17 protein-coding genes are annotated in these 18,312 nt (G+C 71.7%); 14 read left to right on the top strand and 3 right to left on the bottom strand.

Annotated elements, in window-relative coordinates; all coding sequences use genetic code 11:
* The first annotated feature begins 118 nt into the window (after positions 1-118).
* From NIE79_RS15725 to NIE79_RS15705, 5 genes are all read left to right on the top strand, one after another.
* Complete coding sequence (locus tag NIE79_RS15725) at positions 119-1,417, top strand: ABC transporter substrate-binding protein (protein WP_238679298.1); 1,299 nt, start codon at positions 119-121, stop codon at positions 1,415-1,417.
* A gap of 70 nt (positions 1,418-1,487) precedes the next feature.
* Complete coding sequence (locus NIE79_RS15720) at positions 1,488-2,480, top strand: carbohydrate ABC transporter permease (RefSeq protein WP_238679297.1); 993 nt, start codon at positions 1,488-1,490, stop codon at positions 2,478-2,480.
* The gene (locus tag NIE79_RS15715) at positions 2,473-3,312 is read left to right on the top strand and encodes a carbohydrate ABC transporter permease (RefSeq protein WP_238679296.1); all 840 of its coding nucleotides are present in this window, start codon (positions 2,473-2,475) and stop codon (positions 3,310-3,312) included. The genes NIE79_RS15720 and NIE79_RS15715 overlap by 8 nt, the downstream gene beginning before the upstream one ends.
* A gap of 29 nt (positions 3,313-3,341) precedes the next feature.
* The gene (locus NIE79_RS15710) at positions 3,342-4,718 is read left to right on the top strand and encodes a GH1 family beta-glucosidase (protein WP_238679295.1); all 1,377 of its coding nucleotides are present in this window, start codon (positions 3,342-3,344) and stop codon (positions 4,716-4,718) included.
* 109 nt (positions 4,719-4,827) lie between these two features.
* Positions 4,828-5,496, top strand: coding sequence for a TMEM175 family protein (locus tag NIE79_RS15705; protein WP_238679294.1), 669 nt, complete (start codon positions 4,828-4,830; stop codon positions 5,494-5,496).
* Here NIE79_RS15705 and NIE79_RS15700 read toward each other — a convergent pair.
* Positions 5,483-6,064, bottom strand: coding sequence for a nucleotidyltransferase family protein (locus NIE79_RS15700; RefSeq protein ID WP_238679293.1), 582 nt, complete (start codon positions 6,062-6,064; stop codon positions 5,483-5,485). The two genes, NIE79_RS15705 and NIE79_RS15700, sit on opposite strands and share 14 nt — an antisense overlap.
* Before the next feature lie 126 nt (positions 6,065-6,190).
* Between NIE79_RS15700 and NIE79_RS15695 the strand changes: the two genes are divergently transcribed.
* The 6 genes from NIE79_RS15695 (at position 6,191) to NIE79_RS15670 (ending at position 11,398) form a co-directional block, all read left to right on the top strand.
* On the top strand, positions 6,191-6,688 hold the full coding sequence (locus tag NIE79_RS15695; protein WP_238679425.1) for a 2Fe-2S iron-sulfur cluster-binding protein: 498 nt from the start codon (positions 6,191-6,193) through the stop codon (positions 6,686-6,688).
* Positions 6,685-7,668 (top strand): FAD binding domain-containing protein, encoded by a 984-nt coding sequence (locus NIE79_RS15690; RefSeq protein ID WP_238679292.1) that lies wholly within the window; start codon positions 6,685-6,687, stop codon positions 7,666-7,668. The genes NIE79_RS15695 and NIE79_RS15690 overlap by 4 nt, the downstream gene beginning before the upstream one ends.
* Positions 7,665-9,755, top strand: coding sequence for a xanthine dehydrogenase family protein molybdopterin-binding subunit (locus NIE79_RS15685; protein ID WP_238679291.1), 2,091 nt, complete (start codon positions 7,665-7,667; stop codon positions 9,753-9,755). The genes NIE79_RS15690 and NIE79_RS15685 overlap by 4 nt, the downstream gene beginning before the upstream one ends.
* Before the next feature lie 28 nt (positions 9,756-9,783).
* Positions 9,784-10,149, top strand: a complete 366-nt coding sequence (locus tag NIE79_RS15680) for an ArsR/SmtB family transcription factor (protein ID WP_124822611.1) — start codon at positions 9,784-9,786, stop codon at positions 10,147-10,149.
* Positions 10,149-10,790 carry an SRPBCC family protein gene (locus NIE79_RS15675; RefSeq protein ID WP_238679290.1) on the top strand — a complete coding sequence of 214 codons (642 nt, stop codon included), beginning with the start codon at positions 10,149-10,151 and terminating at the stop codon, positions 10,788-10,790. Before NIE79_RS15680 ends, NIE79_RS15675 begins: the two co-directional genes overlap by 1 nt.
* A 92-nt stretch (positions 10,791-10,882) precedes the next feature.
* Positions 10,883-11,398 carry an NUDIX domain-containing protein gene (locus tag NIE79_RS15670; RefSeq protein ID WP_238679289.1) on the top strand — a complete coding sequence of 172 codons (516 nt, stop codon included), beginning with the start codon at positions 10,883-10,885 and terminating at the stop codon, positions 11,396-11,398.
* 121 nt (positions 11,399-11,519) lie between these two features.
* Here NIE79_RS15670 and NIE79_RS15665 read toward each other — a convergent pair whose 3' ends face one another.
* Positions 11,520-12,953: an ATP-binding protein gene (locus tag NIE79_RS15665; RefSeq protein ID WP_238679288.1), complete on the bottom strand. Its 1,434-nt coding sequence runs from the start codon at positions 12,951-12,953 to the stop codon at positions 11,520-11,522.
* Between the two features lie 42 nt (positions 12,954-12,995).
* Positions 12,996-14,654, bottom strand: a complete 1,659-nt coding sequence (locus NIE79_RS15660; RefSeq protein ID WP_238679287.1) for an NAD(P)/FAD-dependent oxidoreductase — start codon at positions 14,652-14,654, stop codon at positions 12,996-12,998.
* 151 nt (positions 14,655-14,805) lie between these two features.
* Between NIE79_RS15660 and NIE79_RS15655 the strand changes: the two genes are divergently transcribed.
* The 3 genes from NIE79_RS15655 (at position 14,806) to NIE79_RS15645 (ending at position 18,107) form a co-directional block, all read left to right on the top strand.
* Positions 14,806-17,043: a hypothetical protein gene (locus NIE79_RS15655; RefSeq protein WP_238679286.1), complete on the top strand. Its 2,238-nt coding sequence runs from the start codon at positions 14,806-14,808 to the stop codon at positions 17,041-17,043.
* A gap of 43 nt (positions 17,044-17,086) precedes the next feature.
* Positions 17,087-17,578: an SsrA-binding protein SmpB gene (smpB, locus tag NIE79_RS15650; protein ID WP_238679285.1), complete on the top strand. Its 492-nt coding sequence runs from the start codon at positions 17,087-17,089 to the stop codon at positions 17,576-17,578.
* A 136-nt stretch (positions 17,579-17,714) separates the two neighbouring features.
* Entirely contained in the window at positions 17,715-18,107 is a 393-nt protein-coding gene (locus NIE79_RS15645) for an SCO5389 family protein (RefSeq protein WP_238679284.1), read from the top strand.
* Positions 18,108-18,312 lie beyond the last annotated feature (205 nt).

The raw sequence follows: 18,312 nt of genomic DNA, 5'->3' as shown, positions 1-18,312 counted from the left end.
ACGCCGACGGACCCCGACGGCGCACCCCCGAACCCTGTCCGCAGCCGGCCCCCGTCACCCGACCCCTATCGGTGACGAAGGCCGGCGGACCCCCACCACGCACCGGAAGGGCTGACCCGTGTCGAGACGACACCTCGGGATATTCACCGCCGCCGTACTGGCGGCCGCCTCGCTGACCGCCTGCGGAGGCTCCGGCGACGACTCCGCCGCGTCGCCGAAGACGCTCACCTACTGGGCCAGCAACCAGGGCGCCAGCCTGGAGGCCGACAAGACCACCCTCCAGCCGGAACTGGACAAGTTCGAGAAGCAGACCGGGATCAAGGTCACCGTCGAGGTGGTCCCCTGGTCGGATCTGCTCAACCGCCTGCTGGCCGCCGCCGCCTCCGGCAAGGGCCCGGACGTCGTCAACATCGGCAACACCTGGTCGGCGTCGTTGCAGGCCACCGGCGCGCTGGTCGAGTTCGACGACGCCACCCTGCAGGCCGTCGGCGGCAAGGACCGGATCGTGCCCGCCGCGCTCGCCGCCGCAGGCGCCCCCGGCAAGCCGCCGGCCGCCGTGCCGCTCTACAGCATGGCGTACAGCCTGTACTACAACAAGAAGTCGTTCGCCGACGCCGGCATCACCGCACCGCCGACCACGTGGGAGCAGCTCGCCGAGCACGGCAAGAAGCTGAGCACCGGCGGCAAGTGGGGCCTGGCGATCGAGGGTGCCAACCCGTCGGAGAACGCCCACCACGCCTTCACGTTCAGCCAGCAGTACGGCGGCGAGTGGTTCGACTCGGCCGGCAAGCCGACCTTCGACACCCCGCAGAACGTCTCGGCGATCAAGCGGTACATCGACTTCATGGCCGCCGACAAGATCACCAACCCGAGCAACGCCGAGTACGCGCAGAACCAGTCGGTCTCCGACTTCGCCAACGGCAAGGCCGCCATGCTGCTGTGGCAGTCCGCCGGGTCGAACCTGAAGACGCAGAACATGCCCGCCGACGCGTACGGGGTGGCCCCGGTGCCGTTCCTGGCCAGCCCGCCGGCTGGTGGCAAGAAGGTCAACAGCATGGTCGCCGGGATCAACATGGCGGTCTTCAAGCACACCAAGAACAAGGACGGCGCGCTGAGCTTCGTCAAGTTCATGACCAGCGACGAAGAGCAGACGATCCTCAACAAGACGTACGGCTCGCTGCCTGCGGTGAAGACCGCGGCCTCCGACCCGGCGTTCAGCGCCACCGAGCAGAAGACCATCCAGGAGACCCTGGTCACGACCGCGGCCCCGCTGCCGCAGGTGCCCGACGAGAGCACCTTCGAGACCCTGGTCGGCACCGCGATGAAGGAGCTGTTCGCCGACGCGGCCAGCGGCAAGCCGGTCACCGAGGCGTCGGTGAAGGCCAAGCTGACCGACGCGCAGCAGAAGATGCGCTGACCCAGGCGTCACCGGTGGCCGTGGTCGGGCGCTGAGCCCGGCCACGGCCACCACCTCCGAGAGGACCCCGATGGCAACCAGCACCACCGCGCCGGACGCCGACCGGCGCGAACCCCGGGCCGGGTCGCCGGCCCGGCGGCCGACCCGCCGGCCCCGCGGCCCCCGCCGCTCGCTCCTGCCGTACCTGCTGCTCGCACCGGCCGTCGTGCTGGAACTCGCCATCCACGTGATCCCGATGGTCGTCGGGGTCTGGATGAGCCTGCTGGAGCTGACCCAGTTCCACATCCGCGACTGGTCCACCGCGCCCTTCATCGGGCTGGAGAACTACCGGGCGACGCTCGACCTCAACAGCGCCGCCGGCAAGGAACTCCTGCACTCCTTCTGGATCACCCTGGCCTACAGCCTGCTCTCGGTCGGGTTCGCCTGGCTGCTCGGCATCTCGGCGGCGGTCGTCCTGCAACGACCGTTCCGTGGACGCGCGATCCTGCGGGCGCTGTTCCTCACCCCGTACGCGCTGCCGGTCTACGCCGCCGTGATCACCTGGAGCTTCCTGCTGCAACGCGACACCGGCCTGGTCAACCACGTGCTCGTCGACCAGCTCGGGCTGATGAACGAACGGCCGTTCTGGTTGATCGGCGACAACAGCTTCTGGTCGCTGCTGGTGGTGTCGGTCTGGCGCAACTGGCCGTTCGCGTTCCTGTGCCTGATGGCCGGGTTGCAGAACGTGCCCGGCGAGCTGTACGAGGCCGCCGCGATCGACGGCGCCGGGTTCTGGCGTCGGCTGCGCTCGGTCACCCTGCCGATGCTGCGGCCGGTCAACCTGGTGCTGCTGCTGGTGCTGTTCCTGTGGACGTTCAACGACTTCAACACCCCGTTCGTGCTGTTCGGCGGCTCCGCGCCGGAGCAGGCCGACCTGATTTCCATCCACATCTACCGCAGCTCCTTCAAGACCTGGGACTTCGGCTCCGGGTCGGCGATGTCGGTGGCGCTGCTGCTGTTCCTGCTGGTCGTCTCGGCCGCGTACCTGCTGATCACCAACCGTCGGAGGGACGACCATGCGTGAGACCGCCGGTGAACGCTGGGGCCGGCGCATCGTGCTGACCCTGCTCACCCTCTTCGTCGTCATCCCGCTCTACGTGATGGTCACCTCGGCGGCGAAGCCGTTGCAGGACGTGCAGAACGGCTTCACCTGGTGGCCCAGTCGGCCCACCCTGCAACCGTTCATCGACATGTGGAGCACCGTGCCGCTGGCCCGGTACCTGGTGAACAGCCTTGTGGTGTCCAGCATCGCCGCGGTCTGCTCGGTGGCGGTGGCCATCTTCGCCGCGTTCGCGGTGAGCCGGTACCGGTTCCGCGGTCGGGGTGTCTTCTCGGTGACGGTGCTGTCCACGCAGATGTTCCCCGGCATCCTGTTCCTGCTGCCGCTGTTCCTCATCTACGTCAACCTGGGCAACGCCACCGGCATCGAGCTGTACGCCAGCCGTACCGGCCTGATCATCACGTACCTGACCTTCTCGCTGCCGTTCTCGATCTGGATGCTGGTCGGCTACTTCGACTCGATCCCCCGGGGTCTGGACGAGGCGGCGCAGGTCGACGGCGCCGGTCCGCTGCGCACCCTGTTCCAGGTCATCCTGCCGGCCGCCGTGCCCGGCGTCGTCGCGGTCACCGTGTACGCGTTCATGACCGCGTGGGGTGAGGTGCTCTTCGCCTCGGTGATGACCGACGAGGGCAGCCGCACCCTGGCCGTCGGCCTGCAGGGCTACTCCACCCAGTTCAACGTCTACTGGAACCAGATCATGGCCGCCTCGCTGGTGGTCAGCATCCCGGTCGTCGTCGGGTTCCTGGCCCTACAGCGGTACTTCGTCGCCGGCCTCACCGCCGGCGCGGTCAAGTGAGTCATCCAACCCCAGAGGAGAACCGTCCCGTGCCCGACCTGTCCAAGCTGCCACCCGACTTCCTCTGGGGTGTCGCCACGGCGGCGTACCAGATCGAGGGGGCCGTCGACGTCGACGGCCGGGCGCCGTCCATCTGGGACACCTTCTCGGCGACCCCCGGCAAGGTCGACAACGGCGACACCGGCGCGGTGGCCTGCGACCACTACCACCGGTGGCCGGAGGACCTGGCGCTGGTGCGTCGACTCGGCGTGGACGCGTACCGTTTCTCGGTGGCCTGGCCCCGGGTGATGCCCGACGGTGTCGGGCGGGTCAACGCCGCCGGGCTGGACTTCTACGACCGGCTCGTCGACACGCTGCTCGCCGACGGGATCCGGCCGTTCGTCACGCTCTACCACTGGGATCTGCCGCAGGTTCTCCAGGACCGGGGCGGGTGGCCGGAGCGCGCCACCGCCGAGGCGTTCGCCGACTACGCGGCGGTGGTCGCCGCCCGCCTCGGTGACCGGGTGGGCGACTGGTGCACCGTCAACGAGCCGCTCTGCGTGTGCTGGATCGGGCACCTGGACGGCAACATGGCCCCCGGCGAGCGGGACCTCACCCGCGCGGTGCACGCCTCGCACCACGTGCTGCTCGGCCACGGTCTGGCCACCCAGGCGATCCGCGCCAACGCGGCCCGGCCGGCCTCGGTGGGTCTGGTGGTCAACCTCAGCCCGATCGAGGCGGCGACCGATCGACCCGAGGACGTCGCGGCGGCCCGCCGGGCCGACGGGCACGTCAACAGGTGGTGGCTGGACCCGATCCACGGGCGCGGCTACCCGGCCGACATGATCGCCACCTACGGGGTCGAGCCGCCGGTGCGCGACGGCGACCTGGCGGTGATCGCCACGCCGACGGACTTCCTCGGGGTGAACTACTACTTCCGTCAGTTGGTTGTCGACGACCCGAGCGGCGCGGCCCCGTACGCCCGGCAGGTGCCGGTGCCCGGCTCGGTGGAGACCGCGATGGGCTGGGAGATGTACCCGGCGGGCCTGGAGCGGCTGCTCGTCGACGTGCACGAGGAATACCGGCCGGGCCGGATCATCGTCACCGAGAGTGGCTCGGCGTGGCCGGACGAGGTGACCCCGGACGGCAGTGTGGAGGACAAGGAACGCACCGACCACCTGGAGCAGCACCTGGCCGCGTGCGCGTCGGCGGTTGCCCGAGGGGTTCCCCTGGACGGCTACTTCGTCTGGTCGTTGCTGGACAACTTCGAGTGGGCGTACGGCTACGACAAGCGCTTCGGTCTGGTGCACGTCGACTACGCCACCCAGCGCCGGACGGTGAAGGCCAGCGGTCTGCGCTACGCCGAGTTGATCCGGGCCCACCAGCAGCTCGCCCGCACCACCGGCACCGCGACGCCGGTGGCCTGAACGGGGGCGGTGCGAGCGGCCGCCCGGGGTGTCGACCCCGGGCGGCCGTTCCCGTCCGGATCAGACGAAACCGCCACCAACCGCCTTGCCGAGTGGCTAGCCTGCGGCAATGTCCGCAGCACCCGACGAGGTCGAGCAGCCCGACCCCAAGGGTCGACTGTCCGCGACCGACCGGATGACCGCCTTCAGCGACGGCGTCTTCGCCATCGTCATCACGCTGCTGGTCATCGAGTTGCGGGTGCCCGAGTACCACGAGGGCGAGCTGCTCACCGGCCTGCTCGGCGAGGGCGCCTCCTACCTGGCCTTCGTGGTGTCCTTCGTCTACATCGGGGTGCTCTGGCTCAACCACCACGCGCTGCTGCGGCTGATCCGTGGCACCACGCTCACGCTGAGCTGGATCAACCTTGGCGTCCTCTTCGGCGCGGTGATCATCCCCTTCCCCACAGCGGTGCTGGCGTCCGCGTTCACCCACGGCGACACCGACGACCAACGCGCTGCCGTCGCTCTGTACGCGCTGGCCGCGGCCCTGATGTCGGCCCCCTGGCTGGTGTTCTTCGGCTACCTGCACCGCCACCCGGCGCTGCTGGAGCGCCGGGTCAGCCCCGAGTACGTGCGAACGCAGCGGCTGCGACCGGTCACCGGCCTGATCCTGTACGGGCTCAGCGGTCTGCTCGGCTGGTTCGTCAGCCCGCTGCTGGGCCTGATCGGCGTCATCGTCATGATCACCTATCACGCGGTGACCAGCGAGGGGTTGCCCCGCTGGCTCACCCGTCGCTGAGGGCGCGCAGCCGCAGCAGGTCGGCCGGGGTGTCCACGTCGAGCGGTGCGCCGACGTCGTCGCAGGGCACCTCGACCACCAGGTCCGGACGGTCGCGCAGTAGGTCACGGGCACCCCGGTCACCGACGGCGTACCGGTCCAGCAGCGGCCAGGTCTCCCGAGCCAGGAGCACCGGGTGCCCCGGCCGACCGGCGTAGGTGGCGACAGCGACGAGCGCACCGCCGGCGTATGCGGCCCGCACCCGGCGGACCGCGACCGGGCTGAGCAGAGGCTGGTCGACGAGGACCACGACGGTGGCCGGCACGTCGGCCGGCAGCGAGGCCAGGCCCCGCAGCAGCGACGAGCCCAGCCCGTCGGACCAGCGATCGTGTCGGACCGGCACCGCGCCGGGCAGGTCGGGCATCTCATCGGCGCCCGCGCCGAGCACCACGTGCACGGGGTCGCAGCCGCCGTCGCGGAGCAGCCGGATCGCGCGCCGCACCAGCGGCTCGCCGTCCAGCTCGACCAGCGCCTTCGGCCGCCCGTAGCGCCGCCCGGCGCCGGCGGCGAGCAGCAGTCCTGCGGTCACCGTCGTCACCTCCCGTACGAAGGGCTTTGCGTTATTCGCCCTGAGATATGTTGACAAAGCTAGTCTGGGCCGGTGCAGGGCGGACCGGAGAACGCGACGACGATCGACGAACGCCACTCGTCCCGGGTGACGGTCGAGGTCAACGGCGCGTCCCGCGAGGTGGCCCTGGACAACCGCACCACCCTGCTCGACGCGCTGCGCGAGCACCTCGACCTGACCGGGGCGAAGAAGGGCTGCGACCACGGCCAGTGCGGCTCCTGCACGGTGCTGCTCGACGGCCGCCGGGTGAAGAGCTGCCTGGTCTTCGCGGTCACCGTGGACGGCCGGTCGGTGGTGACCGTCGAAGGGCTGGCCGGGCCGGACGAGCTGTCCCCGTTGCAGGCCGCCTTCATCGCGCACGACGCGTTCCAGTGCGGATACTGCACCCCCGGGCAGCTCTGCTCCGCCCGCGGCATGCTCGACGAGGTGTCCCGGGGTTGGCCCAGCGCTGTCACCGGCGACCTGAACACGCCCGTCGAGCTGACCGACGCGGAGATCCGCGAGCGAATGGCCGGCAACCTGTGCCGCTGCGCCGCGTACCCGCACATCGTCGCGGCCGTGCGCGAGACGGCGGCGTCCTCGTGAAGGCGTTCCGCTACCACCGGCCCGCCGACGTGGCCGAGGCGGTCGCCGTGCTGGCGGCCGAACCGCAGGCCGCCTACCTGGGCGGCGGAACCAACCTGGTGGACCTCATGAAGCTCGGGGTGCAGCGCCCCGACGTGCTGGTGGACGTGACCCGGCTGCCGCTGGACACCGTCGAGGAACTGCCCGACGGTGGGCTGCGGATCGGCGCGACGGTCCGCAACAGCGACCTCGCGGCCCACCCGGCGGTACGCCGCGACTACCCGGTGCTGGCCCGCGCCCTGCTCGCCGCCGCCTCCGGGCAGCTGCGCAACATGGCCACCACCGGCGGCAACCTGTTGCAGCGCACCCGCTGCGTCTACTACCAGGACACGAGCAAGGCGTGCAACAAACGGGAGCCGGGCAGCGGTTGCGCCGCCCTGCACGGGCAGAACCGCGACCTGGCGGTGCTGGACTGGTCCGAGCAGTGCGTGGCCACCCACCCGTCCGATCTGGCCGTCGCGCTGGCCGCCCTCGACACCGTGGTGGAGGTGCACGACGCCGACGGCCCCCGAGACATCCCGATCGCCGAGTTCTACCGCTCCCCCGGCACCCACCCCGAGCGGGAGACCACACTGGCCCGGGGAGCGCTGATCACCGCCGTCCGGCTACCGCCACTACCTGCCGCGCGCCGCTCGACGTACCTCAAGGTGCGTGACCGGGCCTCGTTCGCCTTCGCCGCCGGCTCGGTGGCCGCGATGCTGGACCTCGACGGGGACGTGGTTCGCGACGTGCGGCTGGCGTACGGGGCGGTGGCGCACCGGCCGTGGCGGGCGTACCGGGCCGAGGAGGAGCTGCGCGGTCGTCCGTTCAGCCCGGAGCTGGCGGCACGGGCCGCCGACGCCGAGCTGGCCGAGGCGCGCCCGTTACGGCACAACGGCTTCAAGCTGCCACTGACCCGGGCCATCACCGTGCGGGCGCTCACCGAACTGGCGTCGTCGTGAGCACCGGGGCGGTCGGGCGGGCGTACCCCCGACTGGAGGGCCCGGCGAAGGTCACCGGCACGGCCCGGTACGCGGTGGAGTACCCGGTGGACGGGGTCACCTACGGCTGGGCGGTGCCGTCGGCGGTGGTGCGGGGCCGGATCACCCGGATCGACACGACGGAGGCGCTGGCGTCGCCCGGCGTGCTGGCAGTGGTGCACCACGGCAACGCGCCCCGGATGGCGCCCGGCCCGCAGCCGGAGCTGCGGCTGTTGCAGGAGCCGGCGGTGCACTACCGGGGGCAGTACGTCGCCGTGGTGGTGGCCACCAGTCTGGAGGCGGCCCGCGAGGGCGCCCGACTGGTCCGGATCGACTACGACACCGGCCCGCACAGCACAGTGCTCACCGACGACCATCCCGGCCTGTACAAGCCGGACCAGGTCAACCCCAGCTACCCGACGGACACCGCCGAAGGCGACTTCGACGCCGGGTACGCGGCCGCCCCGGTGCGGGTGGACGTCACCTACCGCACGCCGGCGTACCACAACAACCCGATGGAACCGCACGCCACCACAGCGCAGTGGCACGACGGTCAGCTCCTGGTGCAGGACTCCACCCAGGGCGCGACGCCGGTACGCGCCACCCTCGCCGAGCTGTTCGAGCTGCCTCCGGAGTCGATCCGCGTCGTCGCCGAACACGTCGGCGGCGGCTTCGGCAGCAAGGGATACGCCAAGGCGTCGGTGGTGCTGGCCGCCCTCGCCGCCCGGCACGTGGACCGTCCGGTCAAACTGGCGCTGACCCGCCAGCAACTGTTCGGGCCGGTCGGCTACCGCACCCCCACCATCCAGCGGGTCCGCCTCGCCGCCGACACCGACGGCCGGCTCACCGCCATCTGCCACGACGCGATCAGCCAGACCTCCACCATCCGGGAGTTCGCCGAGCAGACCGCCGTCTACACCCGCAGCATGTACGCCGCACCGCACCGCCGCACCACGCACCGGCTGGTCCGCCTCGACGTGCCCACGCCGTTCTGGATGCGCGCCCCGGGCGAGTGCCCCGGCGCGTACGCCCTGGAGTCCGCGGTGGACGAGCTGGCCATCGCCCTCGGCATGGACCCGGTGGAGCTGCGCATCCGCAACGACACCGACGTCGACCCCGACCAGGGGCGCCCGTTCACCAGCCGCAACCTGGTGGCCTGCCTACGCGAGGGCGCACAGCGGTTCGGCTGGGCCGGCCGTGATCCGTCGCCCCGGTCCCGGCGCGACGGGCGCTGGCTGATCGGGACGGGCGTGGCCGGGTCGAGCTACCCCGCCCGGGCGCGGCCGTCCACGGCGACGGCCACCGCCCGGCCCGACGGGACCTTCCTGGTCCAGATCAACGCCACCGACATCGGCACCGGCGCCCGGACCGCGATCTGGCAGGTGGCCGCCGACGCGCTCGGGGTGCCGCCGGAGCGGGTGGAGATCCGGATCGGGGACAGCGCGCTGCCGACGGCGCCGCTGGCCGGCGGCTCGATGGGGACCGCCAGCTGGAGCTGGGCGGTGATACGCGCCGCGCAGACGCTGCGCGAGAAGCTACGCGACGGCGGGCCACCGACCGGCGAGGTGACCGCCGAGGCGGACACCACCGAGGAGGTGGGCGGGCAGCCCGCGGTCCCCCGGTACGCGTACGGGGCGCAGTTCATCGAGGTACGGGTCGACGCGGACACCGGCGAGGTACGGCTGAACCGGATGCTCGGGGTCTTCGCGGCGGGGCGGGTGGTGAACCCGACGACGGCGCGCAGCCAGCTCATCGGCGGCATGACGATGGGGTTGTCGATGGCGCTGCACGAGGAGGGCCTGCTCGACGAGCGGTACGGCGACTGGGTCAACCACGACCTGGCCACCTACCACATCACCGGCTGCGCGGACGTGGAGTCCATCGAGGCGTACTGGTTGGACGAGCGAGACGACGAGCTGAACCCGGCCGGGGTGAAGGGCGTCGGTGAGATCGGCATCGTCGGCGCCGCGGCGGCGGTCGCCAACGCCGTGCACCACGCGACCGGCGTACGGATCCGGGAACTGCCGATCCGGCTGGACAAGCTCATCGGAGTATCAGGCTTGGCTTAAATAAGCCATCAGTGATACAACTGTCGTCGTGCACGCCTTCGACGTGCTGGGCGATCCGGTCCGGCGCCGCATCCTGGAGCTGCTCGCCGACGGCGAGCAGACCGCCGGTGCGGTCAGCGCGGTCATCCGCGAGGAGTTCGGCATCTCCCAGCCCGCCGTGTCCCAGCACCTCAAGGTGTTGCGCGACAACGGCTTCGCCACAGTGCGGCCGGAGGGCACCCGACGGCTCTACGCGGTCGACCCACGCCCACTGCGCGAGGTCGACGGCTGGCTGGAGCACTTCCGCCGGTTCTGGGCCCCACCCCTGGCGGCACTCGCCACCGAGCTGGCCCGCGGCCGACGTGAGCGTCGACTGCGCGGGCCCGCCGATCCACCCGATGAGAGGAACACCTGATGTTCGACGCCACCGAGCAGATCAACGCGGTTCAGCGGAAGGTCGGCAGCCGCACCCTGGAAGCCGGTGAGGCGCGGGTCACCACGATCAGCCAGACCTACCAGGCGACGGCCGAGGATCTGTGGGACGCCTGCACCAGCGCCGAGCGCATCCCGCGCTGGTTCCTGCCGATCTCCGGCGACCTGCGGCTGGGCGGCACGTACCAGCTCCAGGGCAACGCCCACGGCACCGTCGAAAGCTGCGAGCCGCCGCACCGCTTCACCGCCACCTGGGAAATGGGCGGCGAGGTGAGCTGGATCGAGGTGCGGGTCACCCCGGTCGGCGACGAGCGTTCCCGCCTCGACCTGGACCACATCGCGCACGTCGACCAGGACCGGTGGGCCCAGTTCGGGCCGGGCGCGGTCGGTGTCGGCTGGGACCTCGGGCTGCTCGGCCTCGCCTCGCACCTGGCCGCCGACGGCAGCGGGATCACCCCGGAACAGGGTGCCGAGTGGACCGCCTCCGCCCAGGGACGACGGGCCATGGAGTTGAGCAGCCAGCTGTGGTGCGAAGCGAGCATCGCCGCCGGCACCGACGCCGACGAGGCGAAGGCCGCCGCCGAACGCACCACCGCCTTCTACACGGGCGACCCGGCAGCCTGAGCGCGGGACGAGGCGGCGGCGCGGCAGGCCGAGCGCGGGATGGGACGGCGGCGCGGCGGTCTGGACCGGGGATCGGAGTAACGTGCTGCGGCATGACCGGCACGCCGTACTCGCACTGCTCCTACTGCGGCGCCGCCTACCCGCCGGCCGCCGGATGGCCGCGAGTCTGCGCGGTCTGCGGCGAGACCGTCTGGCGCAACCCGCTGCCGGTGGCGGTCGCGGTGCTGCCGGTCCGCACCGCCGAGGGCCTGGGTGTGGTGGTGGTCCGCCGGGACATCGAGCCGGCCCGCGGCCTGCTCGCGCTGCCCGGCGGCTTCATCGAGTACGGCGAGGAGTGGTCCGACGCACTCGTCCGTGAGCTGCGGGAGGAAACCGGCCTGATCGCGGCGGCCGAGGACGCCCGCCTGTTCGCGGTGCACGGGGCGCCGGCGGGCGGCACGATGATGGTCTTCGGAGTGCTGCCCGAGCAGGCGGCCGAGGACCTGCCACCGTCGGCGCCGACCGAGGAGGCGACCGAGTGGCTGGTGCTCACCGACCCGGTCGAGCTGGCGTTCTCCACCCACACCCAGGCACTAGCCGACTTCCTAACCCCCAACCACCCCGCCTAACCCCCCACCCCGCCCCGCCCCGCCCCGCCCCGCGATCTTGCACTTACTGTCCCGGCACAAGGGGCGCACCACGCATATCGACAACCGAAACTGCAAGATCGGCGCGGCGGACGCGCGGACATCAGTCCGGTGCGCCCTCGGTGATCGGTAGGAGGACCCGGAAGGTGGTGCGGCCGGGCTCGGTCTCCACCCGGATGTCGCCGTGGTGTTTGTGCACCACGATCCGGTACGAGATGTCCAGCCCCAGACCGGTGCCCGCGCCGACCGGCTTGGTGGTGAAGAACGGCTCGAAGATGCGCGGGCGCACCTCCGGCGGGATGCCCGGCCCGGTGTCGGTGACCTCTACCGTCAGCTGGTCGCCGATCCGTCCGGTGCGGACGGTCAGCACACCCTTCTCCCCCATCGCGCCCAACGCGTTGTCGATCAGGTTGGTCCACACCTGGTTCAGCTCGGCCGCGTACGCCGGGACCGGTGGGAGGTCCCGGTCGTACTCGCGGACCAGCTTGACCTCGGCGGGGATCTTGCCCTTGAACATCACCAGCGTGGCGTCGAGCAGGTCGTGCACGTCCACCACCCGGTGCGGCGCGCGGTCCAGCTGCGAGTACTGCTTGGCGGCGTCCACGAGCCCGGAGATCCGGGTGACCGCGTCGCCGATCTCGCGCATCAGCAGTTCGGTGTCGACGGTGTAGGTGAGCCAGCGCACCGCCGCCTCCAGGTCCGCGGCGCCGACCGCGGCCTTGACCTGCGCCAGCCAGGCCGCGTCGAGCCCACCGCCGACCAGGATCGGGGCCAGGTCCCAGGCCCCGCCGACGCCATGGTCCTCCAGCCAGTCGGTGAGGGTGTCCTCGGCGTCGGCGGTGGCCATCGGGGTCAACTTCGGCGCGGTGGCCACCCGGGCGACCGCCTCCTCCTGCAACGCGACCAGGCCGTGCAGGGCTCTGCCGTCGAGCCGCCCGTCGGCGATCATGGCGAGCTTGTGTCGCATCCCGGCGACCCGGTCCCGCAGCACCGACGTGGCCCGCACCGCCGCGGCGGCCGGATTGTTCAGCTCGTGGGTCAGCCCCGCCGAGAGCGAACCGAGGGCCAACAGCCGCTCCCGTTCGCCCACGATGACCTGGCTGTTCCGCAGGCCGAGAAACAGCCCCTCCAACAGATGCATGGGCATCGGGAACCAGGACCGCAGGGCGTACGCGAAGTCCTCCGCCGGCAGCACGAAGAAGTCCGAGTCGACCACCGCCCGCATGCTGTTGCGGTAGATCTGGTCGACCTGGTCACCCAGGTACGCCTGGACGGCACCGCCGTACACCCCGCGCTGATCGGTCCGACTGACCTCGACGTCGTCACCGCGCACCTGCCGGCTCAGCACCACCGCGCCGCGCACCAGCACGAAGAAGCAGGTCCCGGGCTCCCCCTCGGCATACACCAGGGTGCCACCCGCACGTTGCTCGATCCGGCCCCGCTCGGCCAGCCACTCGAGTTGCCCCTCGTCGAGGGACTCGAACAGGAACAGGGTGCGCAACTGTGCCGGTGTCAGCCGGTCAGACTCGGTGGTCACTGGGACTCCTTCGCTCGCGACTGCGGGGCTCGCAACACCGGCTCATTGGGCCTCCAGGTAGCGGTGCACCAGGGACACCGCCATCGCACCCTCGCCGACGGCCGACGCGACCCGCTTGACCGACTCGGCCCGCACGTCCCCGGCGGCGAACACGCCCGGCACGCTGGTCTCCAGGTGGTAAGGGTCGCGCGACAGCGACCAGCCGGCCGGACGCCGCCCCCCGGCGAGCAGATCCGGACCGGTCACGATGAAACCACGCCCATCGCGGACCAGCACCCCGTCCAGCCAGTCGGTGCGGGGCTCCGCGCCGATGAAGATGAACAGCCAGGAGGTGTCGACCGAGCGGGCCTCCCCGGTACGGGTGTCGCAGAGGGTGAGCCGTTCCAGGTGACCGTCCCCCGCCCCGCCGACCACGGCGGTGTGCGGGTGCACGGTGATCCGGTCGATCCGCTCCAACTGGTCGATCAGGTACCTCGACATCGAGGCGGTCAGGTCCGCACCACGGATGAGCAGGTGCACCCTCGACGCGTACCGGGAGAAGTGGACCGCCGCCTGGCCGGCGGAGTTGGCCCCGCCGACGATGTAGACGTCCTGCTCGACGCAGCTCGGCGCCTCGGTGGCGGCGGCGCCGTAGAACACCCCCCGCCCGGTGAAGTCGGCCAGCCCCGGGGCGTCGAGCACCCGGTACGACACACCGGTGGCCAGCACCACTGTGTGCGCGGCGATCTCGCTGCCGTCGCCGAATCGCAGCAGCCGGGCTCCGCCGGCCTCGCTGAGACCGACCACCTCCCGGGCGCTGAGCAGCTCGGCGCCGAACTTGACCGCCTGCCGCCGGGCGCGATCGGTCAACTGCGCGCCGGAGACACCGTCGGGAAAGCCCAGGTAATTCTCGATGCGACTGCTCTGCCCGGCCTGACCGCCGGTCGCCCGACGCTCCACGAGCACGGTGCGCAGCCCCTCCGACGCGCCGTACACCGCCGAGCCGAGACCGGCGGGCCCGCCGCCGATCACCACCAGGTCGTAGAAGTCACACGCCGGCACCACAGTCAACCCGGCCAGCGCGGCCAGCTCGGCCTCGCTCGGGGCGACCAACGCCTTGCCCTCGGGCGTCACCACCAGGGGTACGTCCGCCTCGGTGGCCCCGGCCGCGTCGAGCAACCGGACGCCCTCCGGATCGTCGGACAACAGCCACCGGTACGGCACCAGGTTGCGGGCCAGGAAGTCGCGGACCTTGAACGACGGGGCCGACCAGCGGTGCCCGACGACCCGGATCTCCGCGCTGGCCGCGTCCGGGGTGACCGCCCACGCCTCCAGCAGCCCGTCGACCACCGGGTACAGCTTCTCCTCCGGCGGGTGCCAGGGCTTGAGCAGGTAGTGGTCCAGGTCGACCACGTTGATGGCCTCGATCGCGGCGTCGGTGTCCGCGTACGCGGTGAGCAGCACCCGGCGGGCGGCCGGGAAGATGTCCATCGCCGCTTCCAGGAACTCGACACCGGTCATCTCCGGCATCCGGTGGTCGGCCAGCAGCAGCGCCACCTGTTCGCCGCGCAGCTTGACCTCGCGCAGCGCGTCCAGCGCCTCCGGCCCGGAGGACGCCCGCAACACCCGGTAGCGGTCGCCGTAGCGGCGCCGGATGTCCCGGGCCACCGCCCGGGACACCACGGGGTCGTCGTCGACGGTCAGGATCACCGGGTTCGCCATGGCGCCATGAAATCACCTGTCGAGGGTCGACCGCACCATCGCCGGGGGCCGGCGCACGGTTGGCCGCTTCGGGAACGGGTAAGCCGGGGAGCCGCGTGGGTGACCGGACATCGACGACCCGCCCGGTTGCCGCGCACACCTCGGGGGGCCCATGGCGGACGCGACACCGACCGGACCGACGACGTCGGGCGGGATCGTGGAGCTGCGGGTGCACGGTGTCTCCGGCGCGGGCGCGGACCAGGTGTTGGACCGGCCGTACGTGCACCAGGTCGCCGGGGACCGCAGCGGGGGTTTCTACCGGCCGCGCCCCGGCTACCCGGACTCCACCGGGACGGACGGGGTGACGCTGGAGGCGTACCGCTGGAGTGACCTGCCGTCCGGCACGGCCGTGCGGACGCTGTCGCTGGTCTTCCTGCTGCCGTTCATGCTCTGCAACGTGGCGCTCTGGATGCGCCCGGCGAACACCGTCTCGCAGCGCGGCTTCATGGCGCTGTGCCGGGTGCTCGCCCTCACTCTCACAGTGCTGTACGTGCTCTCCATCGTCGGGGTGGCGCTGGACCTGATCGCCTGGCGCTGCATGGACACCCCGTCGTGCCTGACCGGCCGGAGCTGGCTGTCCTGGCTCGGCGGGCGCCCGACCGGGCTGCGCCTGGGTGTGCTGGCGCTCGTGCCGGTCGCCGCCATCGGGCTCGTCTGGTGGTTGGGCGCCCGCCCGGGCCATTCGTTCGACGCGTTCCGGACGCCGTCGACGCTGACGTCGAAGCACCAGTTGAGCGCGGTCGGGCAGTGGGACGGCGAGCCGCTGGTGGGCCGGCTGCGCTCGGTCCACGTCGCGGCGGCGTTCGCCACGCTGAACGGCAGTCTGCTGGCCGCGCGAGCCAGCCAGCACCGCTCGTGGGTGATGGCGATCCTGCTGACGGCCACCGCGGCGGTTCTGCTGGCCTGCCTGGTCCTGGTCAGCGTGGTGCCGAGCATCGACCGCACCGACCCGTCGCCCCGGGTGGACGGCGTCTTCCGCGGGCTGCGCACCATCGCCTGCGGTCTGACGATGCTGGTGATCGTGCACGTCGTCATCAGCCCGGCGCCGTGGCCACAAGGCGGTGCGTTGCCCGGTTACGGCGCGATCGTGGCCTGGTTGTTCGTCAGCCAGACCGTGCTGGTGGCCGTGCTCGCCGCGCTGGTGATCTGGCGGCGGGGTGGCGGGCAGAGCGGGTCACCCATACGCGCGTTGGGAGCGCCGGTCTTCATGACGATCTCGGCCGGGCTGGCCGTGGCGTTCTCGGCCGAGCTGGTCTACCGGGTGGCGGACCTGCTCGATCGCGAGGGGACGACAGCGGACGGCCTGGAGACCAGCCCTCCCCTCGCGTACAAGTGGGCGATCTTCGGGTTTTTCCTGGCCGTGGTGACCGCGCTGCTGGTGGCCGGCCTGGTCACCAGGCTGACCCGGCGCGGGCGACGGCGGGCCGCGCGGGCGATCGTGGCCGCCGACTTCCCGGACGCGCCGCCGCAGGCGGCGGCCCGGCTGCGGCGGGTCGAGCAGGCGGTGGCCCGGGCCCGCTTCACCGAACGGTTGGAACCGCTCTCCGTGGTGTACGCCGGCCTGGCGGCGCTCGGACTGGCCACCAGCGTGCTCGGCCTGCTCCAGCTCCTACCCGGCGACGTGGCGCAGCGCTACCTCGGAGTGCCGGAAGGCATGGTCAACTTCCTGATCGGGTCGGGTAGCTACGTGATCGCCGCGATCCTGCTCGGTCTGGTGGTGGGCGGCATCTTCGCGTACCGGACGGCGCAGTTCCGTCGGTACGTGGGGGTGCTCTGGGATCTGGGCACCTTCTGGCCCCGGGCGGCGCACCCGTTCGCGCCGCCCTGCTACGCCGAGCGGGCCGTGCCGGAGTTGGCCAAGCGGATCACCTACCTGGTGGAACAGGGGCAGGGTGTGCTGCTGGCCGGACACAGCCACGGCTCGGTGCTGCTCGCCGCCACTGTTCTGCAACTGCCCACCCGGATCACCGAACGGGTCGCCCTGCTGACCTACGGGTCACCGCTGGGCCGGCTGTACTCAAGGCTCTTCCCGGCGTACGCCGACGAGCCGGCGCTGCGGGAGATCGGCGAACGGATCGGCTGGCGCTGGATCAACCTGTGGCGCGACACCGACCCGATCGGCGGCTGGATCTTCGCCTCGCACCGTCCCGGGGAGGCCGAGACGTTGACCGGGCCGCCGGCGACCGTGGACCGGCGGTTGACCGACCCCCAGGACGTGGTGCCGGCGCCCAGCGACAGCGTCCCCCCACCGATCCTCGGACACTGGCCGTGTGAGTCGCAGGAGGCATTCGGGGACGCGGTACGGGACCTGAGCGCGCGACTGCGCCCCGAGCACCCGGCACGCGACTGAGCCGGTCGGTACTACTGCTCAGGCGGCCGGATATCGTCGCCTGGTGACCCCGTCCACTCCACCCGCCCGCCGGTTGATCGCCTCGAACAAGAAGGCCCAGCACGAGTACACGGTGCTGCGCACGTACGAGGCGGGCATCGTGCTGGTCGGCACCGAGGTGAAGTCGCTACGCGAGGGGCGGGCCTCGCTGGTGGACGCGTTCGCGCACGAGCGCGACGGCGAGATCGTGCTGTACGGCCTGCACATCGCCGAGTACACCTACGGCACGTGGACCAACCACGCCCCGCGCCGCAACCGCAAGCTGCTGCTGCACCGCGCCGAGATCGACCGGATCCTGGACAAGGTCCGCGAGGGCGGGGTGACCCTCGTCCCGCTGTCGATGTACTTCGAGAACGGCTACGCCAAGGTCGAACTGGCCCTCGCCAAGGGCAAGCGCTCCTACGACAAGCGGCAGACGCTGGCCGAGCGCGACGCCAACCGGGAGATCGCCCGCGAGTTGGGCCGGCACCTCAAGGGCCACCCGCGCCGGCCCTGACGCCGCCGCTGTTCGTCCGCACGCGCTCTCGCGGCGTGGCGCGCCGGGACATCGTTGACGTCGTCCATGGGACGTGGTCTGCTCAGTCGACGCCGTTGTTGAAAACGGTAATCATTAGCTGAAGCGGAGGAGAACCATGTCACTCACCGTCCCGCCCGCCCTGCTCGACGCCGCCGAACGCGGCCCCGTCGACGACGAGGCGTTCATCGCCTGCGTCCGTGACTCGCTGCCGTACGCCTGGGCCACCGTCAGCCGGGTGGTCGCCGAACTGGAGGCCGGCGACGCCGACCTGGCCGACAACGTCGTCCCGCCGCCCACCGACGCCGACCGGGGTCAACTGCTCCGCGCGCTGGCGAGCGACGCGATCCGCGCCGGCCTGGAGCGGCACTTCGGCGTACGCCTGGCCTTCCAGAACTGCCACCGCGTCGCCGCGTTCCGCCCATCGGCCGTGGACAGCGAGCGCTACCGCCGCTTCGTGTCGACCCGTGGCCAACTGCTCAACCAGTCCCCCGAACTGCGCAACTGCTGACCGCCGGTCTGGGCGGGTGGGCTCCCGCGAGCCCGCCCGCCGCCCACCCCCACGCCCCAAGATCTCCGCAACTTCCCGGATGTTGCCGCCTCCGAGGCGCGAGAGACAGCAACATCCCTGATCTTGCGCGGATCTTGACAACGGACACCGCGCCCCGCGCCCCGCGTCCCGCGCCCCGCGCCCCGCGCCAAGATCGTGCTCGAAC

It is taken from the genome of Micromonospora trifolii (genome assembly GCF_022229005.1).
GTDB lineage: Bacteria > Actinomycetota > Actinomycetes > Mycobacteriales > Micromonosporaceae > Micromonospora > Micromonospora trifolii.
The sequence above is the reverse complement of the archived record's forward strand: the minus strand, read 5'-3'. Positions and strand labels throughout refer to the sequence as shown.

Bases quoted from the DNA above. Each gene is read 5' to 3' on its own strand.
- NIE79_RS15720 (WP_238679297.1), top strand. From the start codon at position 1,488: ATGGCAACCAGCACCACCGCGCCGGACGCCGACCGGCGCGAACCCCGG.
- NIE79_RS15715 (WP_238679296.1), top strand. From the start codon at position 2,473: ATGCGTGAGACCGCCGGTGAACGCTGGGGCCGGCGCATCGTGCTGACC.
- NIE79_RS15705 (WP_238679294.1), top strand. From the start codon at position 4,828: ATGTCCGCAGCACCCGACGAGGTCGAGCAGCCCGACCCCAAGGGTCGA.
- NIE79_RS15675 (WP_238679290.1), top strand. From the start codon at position 10,149: ATGTTCGACGCCACCGAGCAGATCAACGCGGTTCAGCGGAAGGTCGGC.
- NIE79_RS15670 (WP_238679289.1), top strand. From the start codon at position 10,883: ATGACCGGCACGCCGTACTCGCACTGCTCCTACTGCGGCGCCGCCTAC.
- NIE79_RS15660 (WP_238679287.1), bottom strand. From the start codon at position 14,654: ATGGCGAACCCGGTGATCCTGACCGTCGACGACGACCCCGTGGTGTCC.
- NIE79_RS15655 (WP_238679286.1), top strand. From the start codon at position 14,806: ATGGCGGACGCGACACCGACCGGACCGACGACGTCGGGCGGGATCGTG.
- NIE79_RS15645 (WP_238679284.1), top strand. From the start codon at position 17,715: ATGTCACTCACCGTCCCGCCCGCCCTGCTCGACGCCGCCGAACGCGGC.